The following is an 18,121-nucleotide window of genomic DNA, read 5'->3' as shown; positions in this document are numbered from 1 at the left end:
CTCGTCCATCGCCAGCCTCCGTCAAGCTGGCTCCCCATGAATCAGGGAAATCTCTCCTTGGGAATCCCAAAAATCACACTTCTGCCAAAGTAGCGTTAGGCGGCGTGGACAAATTGGCTTGGCATAGCTGCGGGGTGGGATAGCATGAGAAGATGTGCTTCCGATCCGTCATCGCTTTGGTTCTGATCCTTTCTGGTTGTGCCACACCTCGTGCGGCCGAGAGCACTCAGTCAGCCCCAGCGCTGCCGACCGCTGAAGAAGTGGGCCGATATGTCTCGTTGCACTGGCCCGACGTGAGCAAGACCTTCGCTCGCTTCGCGAACCGTCCCAGACAAACCGCCGAGTTGATAGGGACATCAGAGGTTTCCTGCGGTTACACCTACACGACGCCAGAATGCTCGTATCAAGTTACTGGACGTTTCGGAGACGATCCGAATGTTCAGCACCGTCTGTTTTCGCAGTTTGAGCGGGACGCTGCCGGTAACTTGGTCGAAGTGATCGTTATGTGGCACGAGCAGCGCCGATGATTGAAATTTCCCGTGGTGGCGTTGACGGGACAGCGCAGAATTGATTCAAGCCTGCTTTTTGGAGGTAGGCTTGAGCCGAGGCGATCTGACCGAAGCGGAGTGGCATGTTCTGAAAGATTTGCTGCCGATTGAACCTGGAAATCGTGGTCGAGGTAGGCCACCTGAACAGAACCGTTGACGCGGACGCCATCCGTGCCGATCTTGTTAAACGGAAGATTGGAAGCCGTCATTCCCGGTCGATCAAACCGCCGCGTAAAGATCGAACACGACCGCGCGCTCTATAAGCAGCGCAACCGCATCGAGCGCATGTTCGGCCACCTCAAGATCAATCGCGCCATCGCGACGCGCTACGACCAACTTGCCAGCAGCTTCCTCGGCATGGTCCATCTCGCCACCGCCAGATACTGGCTCAAATTTGTCCACGTCGCCTAGCATGTCGCCTTCCAAGGCAGCGCTGTCGCTCTGTTTGGCGATCAACTCGGTTCCGTCCTCGAGCTGGATGCGGCACATGTGCGAGACGCCGTCGCCGCTGATCGGAGGAGCGATCAAGGCGCGGCGTGCCAGCATCACCTCCAGTCGCATCGTCAGATGAGTCAAATCCGTCACAACGGCGCACCGTTCATGATGGCTGGCTAACGCGTCTCAAGCAGAGCAGAAAGCCGGTCCGCGATCAGGCCCCGTAACCTCACTTCGAGAGCTGGCCGAGCTGGGTCGCGGAGCCTGGCAGCGTGATCGTCTGACCCGGCGGAGGTATGTGGGGCACGTCGCGGTCACCGATTGAAACGGGCGATTCGCCGTGATCACGGACGCGAATTGTGCGGGATTCTGCGTCGCCTGCCGTCATTTGCCGTCAATCACCGTTAGATAGCCGACATCCCGATCTTTTCGATGCTCGTTCCAGCCCGCCAACAGCCCCGGCGCAACGGAGACCAAGTCATATCCACCCTCGCGATCCGCATAGATTTCGGCGTGGTGGAAATCGTTCACCTGCCATTCCTTCCCGGATACGCCACAATCTTCGCGATCCTGTTCCGTAACTGATCAACCGGACAAGAACCTTGATCGATGCTTTTGCATCATTGCGAGTATCGGCGATCCGCTTCTTGTTTCCCTGAACACTTCTGCTAGCAGGGCGGACTTCAGGGGGGATAAGTTAATGAATTTCAAAAGGTCCATGGCGCCGCGGCGGATGTTTCTGGCCGGGGGCAGCCTTGCCGCCGTTGCGATTTTGGGAAGCGGGGCGGCCTTTGCGGCGTGCTCGCCGAACCCCACCCAGACCAATATGACCAGCAATTGCACGGGCACTTCGGGACCGCTGCTGGTCGATACCGCGCAGAGCATCGTCGCCGTGGCGCAAGGCGCCGTGATCGAAGCGTCGTCGGGCGCCGGTATCACCACGCAAAATCGTGGCGTCACGCTGCGCATCGACGGCATCGTGACGGCGAGCGGAGGCGCGGGGATCAGCGTTCAGAATGGCCGTCCCGTCTATACGCCGGACCCCTATGCAGGGGCCGGCGGGCTCGATGGCGCCTATGTCTATCCCTATCTCTATCCGAACGCCCACACCATGATCGCGGTCGGGGCGACGGGAACGGTATCGGGCAATATCGGGATCGAGCTGTCGCAGCCTTCCTATAATTTGCGCGGCGGTGTCTTCGCCACGATCGACAATGCCGGTTCGATCACATCGTCCTCGGGCGCGGCTATCCGCGGCGCCCAGTCAGGACCGGTCTATATCGGCCAGCTGACCAACCGCGAGGGTGGTTTTATCGGCGGCGTCACGGCGGGCCTGCGAACGGTCAACAACCAGGGCACCATCGATGGTGGCTCGGACAGCGCGCTCCAGATGCGACGTGCCGTCGACCCCACCTTCGGCAGCAGTTCCGGCACGGTATCGAATGAGGGGGCCATCCTCTCCGGCGGCACAGCAGCGACGATCCAGAGCGCGCATGACTCACTGTCGATCATCAATAGCGGGCGCATCGAAAATAGCGGCGCCGGCAATGCCATCGCGGCGGCGGGACACCTGTCGCTAACCAACGAGGCGACCGGCACGATCGCCACCGGCGGCACGCTGGCGATCGCCGCGGACGATATCGTGCTTATCAACCGTGGCACGATCAACGGATCGGTCACCGCCACCGGCAGCAGCCGGATCGACAGCAGCCAGGGCGGCACGATCAACGGCGATGTGCTGCTGGGCGCCGGCGATGACGTGCTGGTGGCGGCGATCGACGAGCAGGGGCTTATCACGACGGGCGTCGCCGGCCTGATCGACGGCGGGGCGGGACGCAACCGCGTGGAAGTGGCGGTGCGAGAGGATGCGACGCTGAAATCGGCGCCGGCCCTGCCGCTTAATTTCCAGCTGTTCGGCGCGGCGCTCATCGATGGCGCCGTGCTCACGCTGGATGCCGATTATGTTTCGACCAGCGCGTTGACGGTATCCGGCCAGGGCGGGCTGATCAACGAGGGCAGGATCGCAACGACAGGCACCGCGATCGGTCAGGGCGACTTCGGGTTGAACGATCTGACGATCGTCAATCGCGGCACGATCGAGGCGACGCTCTCCGATCCGACACTGGCCGCCATCCAGGGCGCTATCGCCAGACAGATCGAGAATAGTGGCACGATCACGGCCACGGGCGGCATGGCGATCGCCACCGGGTATGACAGCCAGACCATCGTCAACAGTGGCACGATCCACTCGGCAGGCCCGCTGACCATCGGGTTGGGCGGAGCGGCAGGCATCGAGAATCTCGCGGGCGGTGTGATCAGCGGCGGCGGCGTCGCCATCGGCTTTCACAGCGCCGATCCCTATGCCTATCAGGCGGCAACGGTCATCAACGCCGGGCGCATCGATGGCGATGTCGATTTTACGGGGCGCTCGTCGCCGAACATCTTCATCCAGCGCAACGGTGGCGTCGTGAACGGCGACATCCGGCTCGGCGCGGGTGACGACCTTTACGTCGTTGAAGGTTCGTCCGGCGCGCAGGGGCTGCTGGCGGGGCTCAGCGGCACCCTCGACGGCGGCGACGGGCTCGACCGGATCGTGGCCCGCTTCACCGAGGATACGGATGCCACCCTGGGCGGTGCCTCGATCGTCGGGATCGAGCAGATCGCGATCGACATATCGGAGGGAAAGACGCTCACGTTGGGCGGTGCGATCGGCGGGACCGGGCTGGGCATCACGGGCAATGGCACCGCCGATCTGTCGATCGACATGAATCTGGTGAACAGCGCCGCGATCGATGCGATCAGCATGCCGATCCTGCTGCCGGGTGAATTGCCAGCCAATGGCCAGGATGCGACGACGATCATCAGCCGCGGCACCATTGCGGCCAGCTTCAACAATGTCAGCTACTATAGCGTCGCCGCCGTCAGCCTTGGTTATGGTGATCTGTTCACCAATGAGGGCACGATCGCGCTGACGTCCGTCGGCGACCCTGTTTACGGCGGCCATGCGGCGGCGGTGCTGGGCGGCGCCTCGGTCGTCAACACGGGCACGATCTCGCTCGATGGCGGCATCGCGATCAGCGGCGCGCGAGCGATCATCAATGACGGCACGATCACCCAGATCGATGGCGGCGACCAGTCGTTCGGCGTGACCGGTTTCGAGACGCTCGCCAACCATGGACGGATCTCGACGGGCGACGTCGCGGTGCTCGCCAGCGGCTATACGGCCAGCGAGATCACCAACACCGGCACCATCGAAAGCAGCGACGCCGAAGCGATCCGCCATTCGGGCTATGCATCGGTGCGGATCGTGAACGTAGCGGGCGGGGTGATCAAGGGCGCGGCGGATGGGCCGGCCATCACGTCAATCGGGGGCGCGACGATCGAGAATGCCGGCGCTATCGTCGGCGACGTTACGATCGGCGGGACCGACGGCTTCTGGTATGGCGGCAGCACCTATATCGCCGCCGGGGGCACGATCGACGGCAATCTGATTTTCGGCAGCGGCTATGATGTGCTGTTGGTCGAAGGCGACGATGCGGGCGTCAGCGGTATCATCGATGGCGGAGATGGTTTCGACCTCTATGGGCGCAGCTTCCGTGCCAGCGCCGATGTCAGCGTCGGAAAAGCCTTGCCGGTTTCGTTCGAAGGCGAGGCGATCGAGGCGGCGACGGCCGATACGGTGCTCACGCTGATCGGCGCGGCGCCCGCAGCAGACCGCCAAATCACGTTCCACGGCGCGGGCAAGATCGTCAACACGATAGATTTCGGCGCGAACAGCGGCGGGCAGGGCGTGATCAGCCTGGGCCAGTCTCTGCGTGGCGATGCGCCGGATGCGCTGGCCTTCGTCAACGCGGCGGACGGCGCGTTCCGGATCACCGGCCGGGCGCGCGACTTCTCCAATTCGGGCGCGATCAGCAACGTGGTGGCGGATAGCACCACCGTGGCGCTTGTCGCAGCGCACGGACAGGATTTCACGTTCGACAATCGCGGCACCATCGCCGGCGCCCCCCTTGCCGGTTTCGGCAATTCGCCGACGGTGACGATCTATGACGATAACGAACAGGGCGGATTTGGCGCGACACTGGCCAATAGCGGTACGATCGCCGGCGGCATGGCCCTTGCGATGCGGCGATCCGCGGTGGATTTCACCAATAGCGGAACCCTGTCGACGACACCCGACGCCAACCCCACCGCGCTGGAACTTAGCAACCGGTCCAACGAGAACCCCGCCGCCATTCGCATCGTCAATAGCGGGGTGATCGAGGCCGCGGGCGGAACGGCCGTCCGTGTTTCAAGTTTCGGTGCGGCGACCGCCGACAGTGCCGATGCGCCGACAATCGAGATCGTCAACACTGGCCGCATCGTCGGCAATATGGTCCTCAGCGCCTATCAGGTGACGATGGGGCAATATGGCTTTCCGGAATATGTGGCGCGCGCGGTCTCCATCGACAATGGCGGCACGATTGCCGGTGATGTCACGCTCGACAACGGCGGCGACCGTTTCGTCCAGCGCGCCAACGCGCATCTGGATGGGCTTGTCGATGGCGGTGCTGGCACCGACTTGCTGGTGTTTGAACTGAATGGCGGCGTGGTGGCGCCCGATTTCACGCAGTTCGTCAATTTCGAGGACTATGCGGTCACCGGCACCGGGATCCTGTCCACCGGTGCCGACCTGCCGTTCGAGACGCTTGGCCTGGCGGGCGGCAGCTTCACGGTGGCATCAGGCAGCGAGCTTCGCACGAGCGGCGCGGTCACGCTCCGCGGCCGCGAAGGCGATCAGACGATCGTCAATGACGGCGCGATTGCCGGCGCGGTCGAGACAGGTGCCGGCAATGACAGCTTCACCAACAATGGCACCGTCGGCGGAGCCATCGATCTCGGCGGGGGCAATGATCGCTACATCGCCAGCTATGCCGAAATGGGCGGGCGCGTTGCCGGCGGCGACGGCAACGATACGCTGAGCCTGCGATTTGCCGGCACCGCGCAAGCCCCCATCCTGTTCAACCCTTCCGCATATAGCGGCTTCGAGACTTTCGAGACGATGGCCGGTGTCGCCGCGATCGATGGGCCACTGGCATTCCAGTCGCTCCTCGTCAGCGGCGGACGGGTGATCGGTCGTGTCGGATCCACCATTTCCGCGCCCCGCATCGTCGTGGCGCCGGACGGCACCTTCGGCAGTGCCGGGACGGTCGTCGGTGACATCGCGGTGGCGGGTACGCTGTCGCCGGGCGCGTCGCCGGGAACGATGACGGTTTCGGGCAATGTCTCGCTCGCCGCCGGCTCGACCAGCCTGTTCGAGCTGACCACGAGCATCAGCGATCAGTTGCTGATTTCGGGTACGCTTGCGATCAGCGACGGCGCGACGCTGGCGCTGACCGGCGATCGTCCGTTGACGCCGGGGACCGCGCTGGACCTCATTATCGCCGATGGCGGGATCACCGGATCGTTCACCAGCATTTCGCAGAGCTCGACATTCGGCTTCGTCCGGCAGACCGCCGATCGCATTCAGTTGCTGGGGCAATTCCTCAACGCCGGATTGCCGCGGCAGACGGCCGCCAGCGTCGATTATGTGAACGCGGTGCTGGTGGCCGGACAGGCGTCGCCGGCATTGCTGGCGGCCTTGCCTTTGCTGCTCACGCCATCGGGTGAAACCAATGGCGCGGCCTTTGCGCTGCTCAACGCCGAAGCCTATGCGTCCGCCACCCAGATCGGGGTGGAACATGGGTTGACCGTCGCCAAGGCCGGGCGGATCAGCTTCGCCCAGCCGCGCCAAGCTGAAGGCTGGTTCGGTTTCGGCCAGGTGCTGGGCAACCAGCGCAACCTGGACGGCAACGCCCAGGCCGACATCGCGCAGGCCGACGTCGACAGCTACGGCCTTCTCGGCGGCATCGGCCACAGCTCCGGACCGGTTTCGATCGGTGGCTTCGTCGGCTATCTCGACGGCGATCAGAAAATTGCCCGCCTGGGCGCCTCCACCGATGCCGGGGGCGTGTTCGCCGGCGTCGTCGGCCGCTATGCGGAGGGCGCCTTCTCGGCCAATCTGCTGATCAGCTATGAGGACGGCACGGCCAAAACAAGCCGCGCGTTGCCCGGCCAGCGCACAGCGCGCGCCGATTACGGCCTCAGCAGCTGGATCGCCGACGCGGCTATCAGCTATAGCTTCCCGGTGGCGTCGCACTGGGCATTGTCGCCGCGGATGGGCTTCACCTACGTCTCCACGCGTCGTGGCCGTGCCACCGAACGCGACGGCGGCGTCTTCGGCCTCGCCGTGGCCGCAACGACGCTCGACGCGACCTTCCTCGACGGGGCGTTGGACCTGCAAGGCACCAGCGGCCCGGTCCGGCCGTGGGCGTCGCTGGGCCTGCGCCACCAGACGTCCGGCAGGCATTCGTCGGCGGTGGCATCGTTCACGGACGTTACCGAGGATTTTGTGTCCTACGGCGTCACGCGCGGGAAGACGCTGGCCACGGCTGGCGCCGGCGTGGCGGCGGATATCGGCAACGGCGTCAGCCTGTTCAGTGCCTATCAGGGCGAATTCGGCGATGCGGGCGCCGGCCACAACGTCAATGTCGGGTTGCGCGTGGGTTTTTAACAATGCCCCGGTGCGCTCGGCGCACGTGACAATCCCTATCCTTCCAGTCCGGCAAAGGCCGCCGGACTGGAAGTTCAAAGCCGACAGAGCGGCGGCAATGTCGGCGATTGCAGATATCGGAACCTGCGGTCCGGCGCGGTGGCGGTTTTGTCATGGGTGCAACCGCGCCTCAATTATGACGTGCGTTCTCTCCCATTCAGGGGATGAGAAGCAGCTTGCCGACGGTCGTCCGGCTTTCCATCGCCAGATGCGCCTTGGCGGCGTCGGCGAGGGGGAAGGTGGTGGCCGGAGCGACCTTCAATGCCCCTTCGCGGATCCAATCGAACAGGCGGGACGCGCGGGCGCGCAGCAGGTCGGGCGTATGGATGTGATCGGAGAAGACCGCATAGCCGAGCTTGATGCTGCGCGGCAGGCTCATGATGTCGATCTGTCCGGGGCCGCCCAGCACGGGGCCGAACCAGCAGAACGTGCCGGAGCGGCGGAGCGAGGCAAGCGAGCCGTGGAAGGTCGCAGGGCCTGATCCATCATAGACGACGTGCACACCCTCTCCATGGGTAAGGCGCAGCACCTCCTCCACAAAATTGCCCTTGGTATCGACGATCACATGATCGGCGCCTGCCGCCTTGGCGACATCCACCTTGGCCGCGCTTGAAACGCGGCCGATCACCGTGCCGCCACGCAGCTTGATGATCTGGGTCAGCAATTGCCCAAGCCCGCCTGCCGCCGCATGGACCAGTGCGACGTCCCCCGGTTGGACCGGGTAGAAATCGGTCGTGAAGTGGCTGGCCGTCAGGCCCTGCATCATCAGCGAGGCGGCCGTGCGGTCGTCGATATTGTCGGGGAGCGGCACGAGCGATGCCGCAGGTATCACCGCCCGTTCGGCATAGCTGCCAGGGGCATAGACCCATGCCACGCGCTGTCCGACCGCAAAGTCCGTTACGCCCTCACCCAATGCCGCAACGCGACCGGCTCCTTCGACGCCGAGTGCGCGCGGCAGTGGCATGTCGAGCCACGACATGCCCTGGCGCACGCCAATGTCCATGAAGTTCACACCGCTCGCGGCGATATCGACCAGCACCTCGCCGGGCCCGGGGGAAGGTTCGGGCAGATCCATCACTGCCAGGACGTCGGCTCCACCCGTCGCGGTCATCATCACGGTCTTCATTTATCGGCACTCCATATTGAATGATCGTTCCAGAATAAGGCAAAAAAATCAGCGCAGGGCGCGCAGCGCAAGATCCGCGAGCGCGGCAAGATGTTGCGGACTGGCGCCCGCCCGCGCGGCAAGGCGGATGCTGGAGATCGTCGCGATCAGGAAGGTGGTGAGCGGTTCGGGATCGAGATCGGCCGCTACATCACCTTGTTCCCGTGCCCTGACGACGGCGTCTGTTACCGCCCCGGCGAGGAAATCGCTCGAAGCCGTGCGCGCCTTCGTCAGGTCGGGCTTCGCGCAGCCGAACTCCACGGTCGAACTCAGGCCAAGGCAAGGCCGATCCGCCTCGGCGACCACGCGGTCGAACATGGCGCGAAGTCCGTCGATCGCGCGGTTGCCGCTGGCCAGCATGGCAGCATGGGCGCGAACCTCGGCCTGCGAATACCGCGTCACGGCGGCGCGGTAGATGCCCCATTTGTCGCCGAACGTGTCGTACAGGCTCTGCCGGCCGATCCCCATCGCGTCGACGAGCATCTGGGCGGACGTGCCCTCGAAGCCATGTTCGCGAAACACCGCGATCGCGGCGTCCACAGCGGTATCGACATCGAATTCCTTGGAGCGTGCCATGGACCATAAATAATATACTGGAATGATCGTTCAAGATGTGATCAACCGACCGGGTGAACTTTTCTTCGCCCAATCACGCGGCCGGCGCATCGGCGATCACCTCCACGCGGCATGGTCGCCTGATCGTGTCGAACCCAACCCCGGAAGGAACAAGCCATGTCGCAGCGCCTGCCAGAAGCCATCACGCCCGATCGACGCAGCTTTGTGCATGGAGCGGCCGCGATGGCAGCGGCGCTGATGGCCGGCGGGCTGCCGGTGCGCGCCAGCGCAGCGTCGTCCCCCGGATCGAGTTTCGGACCGATCAGGCAGGTCGATGCCGGCGCGCTCAACATCGGCTATGTCGAATTAGGGCCGAAATCGGCGCCGGCGGTGCTGCTGTTCCATGGCTGGCCCTATGACATCCACGCCTTCGCCGAGGTCGCGCCGCTGCTTGTGGCTGCCGGCTATCGCGTGATCGTGCCCCATCTGCGCGGTTTCGGCAGCACCGTTTTCCGCTCGGCGCAGACCGCGCGCAATGCGCAGCAGGCGGCGCTGGCGGCGGACGGGCTGGCGCTGATGGATGCGCTCGGCATCCGGCAGGCGATCGTCGCGGGGTTCGACTGGGGCGCCCGAACGGCGGACATCATGGCCGTGCTCTGGCCCGAACGCTGCAAGGCGCTGGTCTCGGTCAGCGGCTATCTGATCGGCAGCCAGGCCGCCAATGCCAGGCCGCTTCCCCCGCAAGCCGAGTTGCAGTGGTGGTATCAATATTATTTCGCGACCGAGCGTGGAAAGGCGGGTTATGCCGCGAACACCAAGGCGTTCAACCGGCTGATCTGGGAACTTGCCTCGCCCCAATGGAAGTTCGACGCCGAAACCTATGATCGCTCTGCCGGTTCGTTTGTGAACCCCGATCATGTTGCCATCGTGATCCACAATTATCGCTGGCGGCTGGGCTTGGCCGAAGGTGACCCGCAATATGATGCCGTTGAGGCGAGGCTGGCTGCCGCCCCTCATGTGACGATCCCGGCGATCACCATGGAAGGGGACGCCAATGGCGCACCGCATCCCGATCCCGCCCAATATCGTGCCAAATTCACCGGCCCTTATGAGCATCGGCTGATCGCCGGCGGGATTGGCCACAATCTGCCACAGGAAGCCCCTTCGGCTTTTGCCAAGGCCGTGGTCGATGCCGGCAGGCTGGCGGGTTGAGGAGGCGATCATGAAGCTTTCCACCACTGTCCTGGCCTGCGCGGCGCTGGTGTTCGGTATGTCGGCCGTGGTTTCGGCCGAAGGGCCTGCCCCGGAAGCGTCGCCGATCTACGGCGTGACGCTGCCCGATGGATATCGCGACTGGACGTTGATCAGCGTCGCGCACGAGGCAGGCATGAACAATGACATCCGCGCCATCCTGGGCAACGAGATCGCGGTGAAAGCCTTTCGCGACGGGCGCCGCCCGTTCCCCGACGGCACCATCATCGTGCGGCTTGCCTGGCAGTTCCAATCCTCACCGCGCAACGACAAGGTGTTTCCGGCCCCCCAATCCTTCGTGGCCGGCCCGCCGACCAATGTGCAGGTGAGCGTGAAGGATTCGAGGCGTTATGCCGCGAGCGGCGGCTGGGGCTACGGCCAGTTCGAAAATGGCATGGCCAACCCGAATGCCGCGCTCATCCAGGCCTGCTTCACTTGCCATGCAAAGCTGCGTGCGCTCGATGCGAAAGCCGATCTCGTGTTCACCAGCTATTCGCAATAGGTTCGCGGCGTCAGGCGGCTTCACCGCGAATGGCCCAAATGGGAACGCGTCCACCGCAGTTGTTCCCCGAACGGAATGGACGGCTGGCTTTGGGACTGGCCCTTTGCACGGGGGGTAGGTCAGGTAGCGTTTTCTGGTGATTAGTCGCCGTTGGCATCGACCATGAAGATCACGGGCTTGCCGCGCGACGCCGGATCCCATCCTGCCGACAATGCCGCCCGCACGCCTCGGGATGCAATCGTGTCGTTGATGTGGGAGCGCCCCTTCGGCAAGCCTCTCATGAGGCGCTTCGGTGTCGGAAATTCCAGCACGGCCTCGCGTGGCATGTCTCGCTGCCGCAAGGAGACCGTCATGCCCTTCCAGCCATCGAAGGAGGACAATTGGGGCTCGGTCAGGAGTTCCCAGTCATATTTGGAACCGTCGATTTCGACGGTGCCGCCGCGGCCGTGGGTATGAAGCATGGCATGCCCTTAGCATGCCGGCCGGGCCACTTCACCCATCACTGGTGCCGCAAGGTTTTCTCGAACCCTTCATTCGCCTTGGTCATCTTGGCCAGCTTCCTGAGATATGTGCGGACATGCCGTTCGAACCGCGTGTCGTCATAGGTGCTCGCCGCCTGGTAGCCGTCCTGGCCGACGAGTTCCTTGAGGCGCGTGGCAAAGGCGGCCTGCTCGTTGGTGCAAGCGCTGTCCTTTAGCGCACGGCAGGCCCATTCCTCGGCCGCGGCCTTGTCATAGTCGTCCCGCACCTCATAGCCGCGCCGGTCCGCCGCAGCCTGATCAAGCCGCGACGCCTCGAAACGACGCGCAAGCCATTTGCGAACCAGCTCTCCATCCCACGGTTTCGTCGGATCTGTCATCGCTCTTTCCCGGTTGGTTCACGCCAAGGGCCGGCGCTACGAATTTGCTCATGTGATACGGCTGTTCGTGTCGCTATAGGCTGTGCGACATCAAGGCAGCTAGATCGACACATGGCCCGCAAGCGTTCGAAATACGATCCCTATGACCATCTTCCGCAAGAAGACGAAGCGCCGGCAGCGCCGGTGCTCTGCTGGCTCTGTGGTCGGCCGACCGGCAAGACCATTGTCTGGCATCACCCCGTGCCCAAGAGCCGCGGCGGCCGCGATGTCGTCCCGATGCACTCGATCTGCCAGCAGACGCTGATCGCCAATTTCACCAATTCCGAACTTCAGCGCCACGGCATGGAGGTGGCGGGCCTGCTGGATAATCCGAACGTGCGCAAATTCGTCGATTGGGTCGCGAACAAGGATCCGGACTTCACGGCAACCATTGCCAAGAAGCAACGCTGAAGGCTCGGCTCCCTTGATAAATTCACCCTCCAGCATCCGCGTGGCAGCGCTTTACAAGTTCGCCCGGCTGGACGACTGCGACGCCGTCCGCCGCGAACTGGCGAGCCTGTGCTGCCGTGAGGGCTTGAAGGGCACGCTGCTGCTTGCCGGCGAAGGGATCAACGGCACGATCGCCGGGTCGGACCGGGCGATTGCAACGGCCCTGACATTCATCCGGGGCCTGCCGGGTTTCGCGGATCTGGAGGTCAAATATTCGGCCGCTGAGACGATGCCCTTCCATCGCATGAAAGTGCGGGTGAAGCGCGAGATCGTGACGATGGGGCAGCCCGATATCGATCCGCTCACCGATGTCGGGCACTATGTTTCGCCGGAAGACTGGAACGCCCTGATCAGCGATCCGGGCACGATCGTGATCGACACCCGCAACGACTATGAGGTCGCGATCGGCAGCTTTGCCGGCGCGGTCGATCCAAAGACCGCCAGCTTCCGCGATTTCCCCGCCTGGTTCCGCGCCCAGCGAGAGCGGCTGCTGGGAAGTGCCGATCGACCGAAAATAGCGATGTTCTGCACCGGCGGCATTCGTTGCGAGAAATCGACCGCCTTCCTGAAGGCCGAAGGGCTGGACGAGGTCTATCATCTCCAAGGCGGCATCCTGAAATATCTGGAAACTGTCCCTGCCGAACAAAGCCTGTGGCAAGGGGAATGCTTCGTGTTCGACCAGCGCGTCGCGGTCGGCCATGGGCTCGAAGCCGGCACCCATGTGCTGTGCCGCGGTTGCCGCTGGCCGGTCAGCGAAGCGGATCAGGCCTCCCCGCTCTACGTATCCGGGGTCAGCTGTCCCGCCTGTCATGCGACGCGCACGGATGGTCAGCGTGCGGGCTATGCCGAACGCGACCGGCAGGAACATCTCGCCAGGGCACGCGGCACTACGCATGTCGGCGCCGGCCCATCGGATCGGCGTGACGGATAAGCCGATCCTCTACAGCTTCCGGCGCTGCCCTTATGCCATGCGCGCCCGCATGGCGCTGCTGATCAGCGGCACGGCTTGTTTCATTCGCGAGGTGAAGCTCTCACATAAGCCCGAGGAACTGATCGCCGCGTCCCCCAAGGCGACGGTCCCGGTGATCGTGCGCGCCGATGGCGGCGTGATTGAGGAAAGTCTTGCGATCATGCGCTGGGCGCTGGCGCGAAACGATCCGGAAGGATGGCTGGAGCGCGAGGACCGGGTGCTGATCGAAACCAATGACGGCCCGTTCAAGCATCACCTCGATCGCTACAAATATCCCGAACGCCATGCCTCGGACCCGGCCGAGCATCGTGCTGCGGGAATGGCGCTGCTCGGCGTGCTCGAAGCGCGCCTTGCCGCGCGGGCCAATCTCTGTGGAGACGCGCGCGGCCTCACCGATATTGCGATTTTTCCCTTCGTGCGGCAATTCGCCGAAACTGATCGCACCTGGTTCGATGCGCAGCCGCTACCCCGCCTGCAGGCATGGCTCAGCGACCATCTTCAATCGATGCTGTTCAGCGAGATCATGGTTCGCCTCGAACCGTGGCGGCCAGGTGATGCACCGCTGATATTCCCAGCGAGCTGACGGAGTTTGACCGAGGGTGCCCCCAGCGGTCGCATCAATGGATATCCGCCGTCAGGCCGGCGCAAGGCCGCCCGAACAGTTTGGTAAGTCGCGGATGCGGCCTGGGTCGCGCCAAGAAAATTAAGCGCGGATGGACCCGGCGAGGTGATTGCCATTGGCGGTAGCGAGCGTTTCCTGCGCCGCTCGTGCCGCGCAGATTCGATAGCTCATTCTGCTCACGATCCAGCCCCAGTGCAGCCGAGACGGATGGGATGAGGTGGGCGCTCCGGCGAAAGTTCTCCGGCGAAAGTTGGTGCGACTGGTATCGTGTGATCATGGCGAGGCTCCACCGGCAAGCGGACACACCGGCCTGTTTTTCGGCCACCGGGTGCCTGCTGCCAATTGGCCGGCGATCGGTTTTGATACCCTGTCCGGCTGGCGGCCGCGAAGCCGAAGGCAGGACCAGAGAGAAGGGAGCGCCCAACTGCCGCTGCTTGTGCTAGAGTTGCCGGGCTGCCTTTTCGCGGCCTCGGAGGTCGCGTGTCCGCCCATCACCAAAGCTTGTGCCTGCAATCTGCCTTTGAAGCCCTGCGTCGAGGAGCCGCCTTTCTAGGCGGCGGGTTGCGAATGGCGGGCAGCGCCAGCCGGCTGCCAATCGCCGGACCTGGTCGGCACAAGGTGATCGCCAACGGATTGCGCGAACTTGATCGCTTTCTGAGCGTCATGATCGACGAAATCGCCAGGTTGACGCCCGGAAACATCGACACCACGCTTCTGGCGCGGCAGCGCAACACCGCCAACAAGCTACGTGCTCTGTATACCGCCATGGGCCGGCCGAGGTCGGATCATGATCGCCTGCGCGCACTGGCGCGATCGCGCGATTGCCTGTTTTATTGCGATGGTATCGTCAGCCGCAGCGACGAACGGCATGGTGCTGCAATGACAGTGGGCTGGCCAGGCGGAGCCGACACGCCGACGACGGTGCTGCACCTGGGCGAGAAATTGGAAATCACCGCTGAAGATCTCGCTTGGATTTGCTGTTTCTATGATCGTGTAGCGACGGATCTTATGGATGTGGAGGAAGTTCGATTCGGAGCGCGGTTGATAATCGTGCCCGTTTGACCTATATCGTTCCTAGCTAACGTCGCCTGCGACGGAACTTTACGCCTGTCGGGCTGATCCTTTCATTTCTCGCCACCTGGCTCCGCCGACATGTCGTCGCGCGGATTATTTGTGTTTCGCGAAAGGGAACATCATGCCGATTGGCACCGTCAAATTCTTCAACATCGACAAGGGCTATGGCTTCATCGCGGCCGAGGACGGTTCGGGCGACAGCTTCGTACACATTACCGCGGTCGAGCGCGCCGGCATGGCGACGCTCAACAAAGATCAGCGCGTGAGTTACGAGTTGGAAACCGACCGGCGCGGCAAGCAGTCCGCCGTCAACCTCCAGCAGGCCTGATCGCCGGTGGCCAAAGAGGAATTGCTGACCCTCGACGGCCAGATCGAAGAGATACTTCCCGACGGACGCTTTGCCGGCCGCCTGGAAAATGACCACCGGATCATCGCTTACACGGCGGGCAAGATGCGACGTTATCGCATTCGGTCCGTCGTGGGCGACCGCGTGATCGTCGAAATGACTCCCTATGATCTGGACAAGGGGCGCATCATCTTTCGCGAGCGGACGCCGGGCGCAGGCCCGGCTGTTCGCGGTGGAGGCAATCGTCGCTAGCGCACTCCACAATCAACAAATCGGTGCGAAGATAAGCATCAGGAATCACATGCAACAGAATATCGATTATCATCCACCCAAGCGGGCCGGTGCACCGTCTTCGGCCTTAACGCTCCATGCGGAGCGCCCCCGAATGAAGCGCCGCAATTCGGCTCATCTCAGCCGGGCCGAACTCCATCGGATCGTCGCGGAAATTATCGGCTGATCCATTTCGTCCATTGGCCGGCGGGCCTTCTGTCAGAGCGGGCGAAAGTCGACCGAACGGAACGCCGGCCAGTTGGTGGCTGCGCAATCCGGGCAAATAGAGCTCGTGTGCGTATCTCGGCGAACCCGTCGCGGGTCTTGCAGAAATCCGTCGATATGCTCGCTCAAGCGCATCGATGAAGCGGATGGTAACGTCCACGCCCGCCTCGTCCGCATAATAGTTCCTAGGTTCATCGACATCCCGCCCGATACGTTGGGCGAACCCATGTTCGGAAGCGGAACCGGATTCCCTGTGGCCGATACCGGCCGAAGGAGACAAACCATGCGACATTCAGATCCGGATCCGATCACGTGAGAGCGGCGCGCTTGAAACGCGGGGCTGATTGTCGGCCCAAGCGCCATCTGAAGCCGAGGGGCATCTGGGCTATGCGCTTCTTCCTCGACGAACACCGACGTCTACACAAACGGATAAGCTTGTATATTCGATTCCCGCTACGTCCAATTTGCAGACCGCAGCCATCCATCGGCGTCTTTGCAAACCGCAGAAATAAAAGATATTTTTGAAGTAGGCATCACCCCGTGCCTATATTCGCATCGACGCCAGGCAATGGCGCGCGCATGGATCTCCGGTGGCGGGGCGCTCGCGCTCCCCGCCTGATACCGGGTGTCGCCTCAGGCGGCCTGGACCGCCGACAGGCGCCACGCGTCCCGCGACTTGCGTACAAACGTCCACAACTCCGTCGTCTCGGTGGCATTGGCCGGATCGCCCTCGATCACCGTGCCGGTGGCGCGATCGACCATGATATCGATGCTCGCATAGCGCATCGCGATCGTCGCATAGTCCGTATCGCCTTCGCACCAGGCCTCGGCGACATCCGCCGCGATCAGTTCCGTGCCGGTTACCTGGTTGCGCCGCCCGTTGGTGGCGTTCTGGCTCAGTTCTTCCGCGAAATAGGACATCACCTCGGGCGTCGTCAGTTCGCGGAGGCGGGCATAGTCCTCCCGCCCAAATGCATCCTGCACGTCGGTGAGAAGCCGTTCGAACGCCACCTTGTCGGACTGTTCGATGGGAATGTCGCGGTCTGCGCGCGCCACTGGCGCATAAGCCGCGCCGAACGACGGTGCCGATGCCGGGGTGGTCGGGGCCAGCCCGCCACTGAATGGCGAAACGACGCCACCGCCATGCGCGGCGGCCAGCACCGGCTTGCGCCGAAACATCCGCAACAGGAACCAGGCGAGGCCGCCGATCAAGGCGATCTGCAACAGCGCCATCAGGAATCCGGCGCCGGCCAACGAGCCAAAGCCGTTGCCCAGCAGTGCGCCGATCAGACCGCCCGCGATAAGACCTCCGATCAGCCCCTTGGCCAGACCACCCGATTTGGCGGACGCGGGCTTTGCCATTGGCGACCCCGCCGCCGATCCTTGGGCCGGGTTCCGGTTTTCCGTCATGCTGCGCTGGACAGGCGCGACCCGATTGGGTGCCGTTGCGGTCGCAGCGGGCGCATCATGCGTTCGCGAGCCCCGACTTCCAATGCTGCCGCCGCGTCGCGCATCCGCCGGCGTGGCCAGCATCACCGAAACGGCCAGCCCCATGGCGAGAGCACCACAATATTGAAATCCCTTGCCTGTCATCTCAACTCCATCTGCTCCGCCACATAGGCCAGGCAACCGCGATTGCATCGGGCGTTGCCACCGATGATCGGGGTCCGGCCCAGCTCCGACATCCAATTAGGCGGCCTCATCGTGCCGCGATGTGACAAAGTGCTGCTGAACGAAAGAACGTCTGCTGCCGGGCGTCACCGTTCGGCTGGGCTATCGCCGCTGAGATCCGCGTTGGATCGATCGGGTGGCGATGCGGGACAAGGAGTTCCCCGGCGTGTTCGAACTGGAGCAATTGATGGGTAAACTCCTCGCGGAGGGGCTCGTCCGCAACCGGATAGACCAGTTGCCTTTCCCTATGGAACGGCTGGCGTGCCGTTCGTTCCGCCGCAGGCATGAGGTGCTGATCCGGCATCTGCTAATCCCGGCAGCACGAAGCGCGCAGCGGTTCAATATCACTGAAGGGCGAAGTGAAGAACTAATCACGGAAGCAATGAGCCATCGTCAACGGCTGGCAGATCGACGAGAAATATCGTCCCGGAAAAGTTGAATCAGTGGCTGCATGCCCGAATTTATACTGACTAGTCTCACGTCCGAAAAGTCGGCGGCTGCGGCATGG

The 18,121-nt window shown here is 63.4% G+C and carries 18 protein-coding genes; 11 read left to right on the top strand and 7 right to left on the bottom strand.

Features of this window, described 5'->3' with window-relative positions; genetic code table 11:
* Window positions 1-719: 719 nt before the first annotated feature.
* Window positions 720-959, top strand: a complete 240-nt coding sequence (locus CHB74_RS22810; protein ID WP_425442297.1) for a transposase — start codon at window positions 720-722, stop codon at window positions 957-959.
* A gap of 408 nt (window positions 960-1,367) precedes the next feature.
* Here CHB74_RS22810 and CHB74_RS22050 read toward each other — a convergent pair whose 3' ends face one another.
* Window positions 1,368-1,514, bottom strand: a complete 147-nt coding sequence (locus tag CHB74_RS22050) for a hypothetical protein (RefSeq protein WP_179220864.1) — start codon at window positions 1,512-1,514, stop codon at window positions 1,368-1,370.
* Window positions 1,515-1,809: 295 nt separating this feature from the next.
* Here CHB74_RS22050 and CHB74_RS15550 point away from each other — a divergent pair, with 295 nt between their 5' ends.
* The gene (locus CHB74_RS15550; RefSeq protein ID WP_218821446.1) at window positions 1,810-7,575 is read left to right on the top strand and encodes an autotransporter domain-containing protein; all 5,766 of its coding nucleotides are present in this window, start codon (window positions 1,810-1,812) and stop codon (window positions 7,573-7,575) included.
* 196 nt (window positions 7,576-7,771) lie between these two features.
* Here the strand turns inward: CHB74_RS15550 and CHB74_RS15545 are convergent, their stop codons facing one another.
* Complete coding sequence (locus CHB74_RS15545) at window positions 7,772-8,740, bottom strand: quinone oxidoreductase family protein (protein ID WP_089220550.1); 969 nt, start codon at window positions 8,738-8,740, stop codon at window positions 7,772-7,774.
* A 48-nt stretch (window positions 8,741-8,788) separates the two neighbouring features.
* Window positions 8,789-9,355 (bottom strand): TetR/AcrR family transcriptional regulator, encoded by a 567-nt coding sequence (locus tag CHB74_RS15540; protein WP_089220549.1) that lies wholly within the window; start codon window positions 9,353-9,355, stop codon window positions 8,789-8,791.
* Between the two features lie 156 nt (window positions 9,356-9,511).
* Between CHB74_RS15540 and CHB74_RS15535 the strand changes: the two genes are divergently transcribed.
* Together CHB74_RS15535 and CHB74_RS15530 are read left to right on the top strand one after the other, a co-directional pair.
* The gene (locus CHB74_RS15535) at window positions 9,512-10,546 is read left to right on the top strand and encodes an alpha/beta fold hydrolase (protein WP_089220548.1); all 1,035 of its coding nucleotides are present in this window, start codon (window positions 9,512-9,514) and stop codon (window positions 10,544-10,546) included.
* A 10-nt stretch (window positions 10,547-10,556) separates the two neighbouring features.
* Complete coding sequence (locus tag CHB74_RS15530) at window positions 10,557-11,087, top strand: cytochrome P460 family protein (protein ID WP_089220561.1); 531 nt, start codon at window positions 10,557-10,559, stop codon at window positions 11,085-11,087.
* Between the two features lie 140 nt (window positions 11,088-11,227).
* Here the strand turns inward: CHB74_RS15530 and CHB74_RS15525 are convergent, their stop codons facing one another.
* Window positions 11,228-11,548, bottom strand: coding sequence for a hypothetical protein (locus CHB74_RS15525; RefSeq protein WP_089220547.1), 321 nt, complete (start codon window positions 11,546-11,548; stop codon window positions 11,228-11,230).
* A gap of 38 nt (window positions 11,549-11,586) precedes the next feature.
* Window positions 11,587-11,946 carry a hypothetical protein gene (locus tag CHB74_RS15520; RefSeq protein WP_179220862.1) on the bottom strand — a complete coding sequence of 120 codons (360 nt, stop codon included), beginning with the start codon at window positions 11,944-11,946 and terminating at the stop codon, window positions 11,587-11,589.
* Between the two features lie 111 nt (window positions 11,947-12,057).
* Here CHB74_RS15520 and CHB74_RS15515 point away from each other — a divergent pair, with 111 nt between their 5' ends.
* From CHB74_RS15515 to infA, 6 genes are all read left to right on the top strand, one after another.
* A complete protein-coding gene (locus tag CHB74_RS15515; protein WP_089220546.1) occupies window positions 12,058-12,396 on the top strand; it encodes a hypothetical protein in 339 nt (112 codons plus the stop codon).
* 16 nt (window positions 12,397-12,412) lie between these two features.
* Window positions 12,413-13,366, top strand: a complete 954-nt coding sequence (trhO, locus tag CHB74_RS15510) for an oxygen-dependent tRNA uridine(34) hydroxylase TrhO (RefSeq protein ID WP_425442299.1) — start codon at window positions 12,413-12,415, stop codon at window positions 13,364-13,366.
* Window positions 13,329-13,988 carry a glutathione S-transferase gene (locus tag CHB74_RS15505; RefSeq protein WP_089220544.1) on the top strand — a complete coding sequence of 220 codons (660 nt, stop codon included), beginning with the start codon at window positions 13,329-13,331 and terminating at the stop codon, window positions 13,986-13,988. The genes trhO and CHB74_RS15505 overlap by 38 nt, the downstream gene beginning before the upstream one ends.
* Before the next feature lie 519 nt (window positions 13,989-14,507).
* Window positions 14,508-15,089 carry a hypothetical protein gene (locus tag CHB74_RS15500; RefSeq protein ID WP_144033811.1) on the top strand — a complete coding sequence of 194 codons (582 nt, stop codon included), beginning with the start codon at window positions 14,508-14,510 and terminating at the stop codon, window positions 15,087-15,089.
* Between the two features lie 133 nt (window positions 15,090-15,222).
* Window positions 15,223-15,429, top strand: a complete 207-nt coding sequence (locus tag CHB74_RS15495; protein ID WP_089220542.1) for a cold-shock protein — start codon at window positions 15,223-15,225, stop codon at window positions 15,427-15,429.
* Window positions 15,430-15,435: 6 nt separating this feature from the next.
* Window positions 15,436-15,699 carry a translation initiation factor IF-1 gene (gene infA, locus CHB74_RS15490; protein ID WP_089220541.1) on the top strand — a complete coding sequence of 88 codons (264 nt, stop codon included), beginning with the start codon at window positions 15,436-15,438 and terminating at the stop codon, window positions 15,697-15,699.
* 106 nt (window positions 15,700-15,805) lie between these two features.
* Here the strand turns inward: infA and CHB74_RS21660 are convergent, their stop codons facing one another.
* Window positions 15,806-16,234 (bottom strand): type II toxin-antitoxin system RelE/ParE family toxin, encoded by a 429-nt coding sequence (locus CHB74_RS21660; protein ID WP_144033810.1) that lies wholly within the window; start codon window positions 16,232-16,234, stop codon window positions 15,806-15,808.
* Between the two features lie 341 nt (window positions 16,235-16,575).
* A complete protein-coding gene (locus CHB74_RS15485) occupies window positions 16,576-17,304 on the bottom strand; it encodes a TIM44-like domain-containing protein (RefSeq protein ID WP_245842962.1) in 729 nt (242 codons plus the stop codon).
* A gap of 451 nt (window positions 17,305-17,755) precedes the next feature.
* Here CHB74_RS15485 and CHB74_RS15480 point away from each other — a divergent pair, with 451 nt between their 5' ends.
* A complete protein-coding gene (locus CHB74_RS15480) occupies window positions 17,756-18,052 on the top strand; it encodes a hypothetical protein (protein ID WP_218821445.1) in 297 nt (98 codons plus the stop codon).
* The last annotated feature ends 69 nt before the right edge of the window (window positions 18,053-18,121 follow it).

It is taken from the genome of Edaphosphingomonas laterariae (assembly GCF_900188165.1).
Taxonomy (GTDB): Bacteria; Pseudomonadota; Alphaproteobacteria; order Sphingomonadales; family Sphingomonadaceae; genus Sphingomonas_E; species Sphingomonas_E laterariae.
The sequence above is the reverse complement of the archived record's forward strand: the minus strand, read 5'-3'. Positions and strand labels throughout refer to the sequence as shown.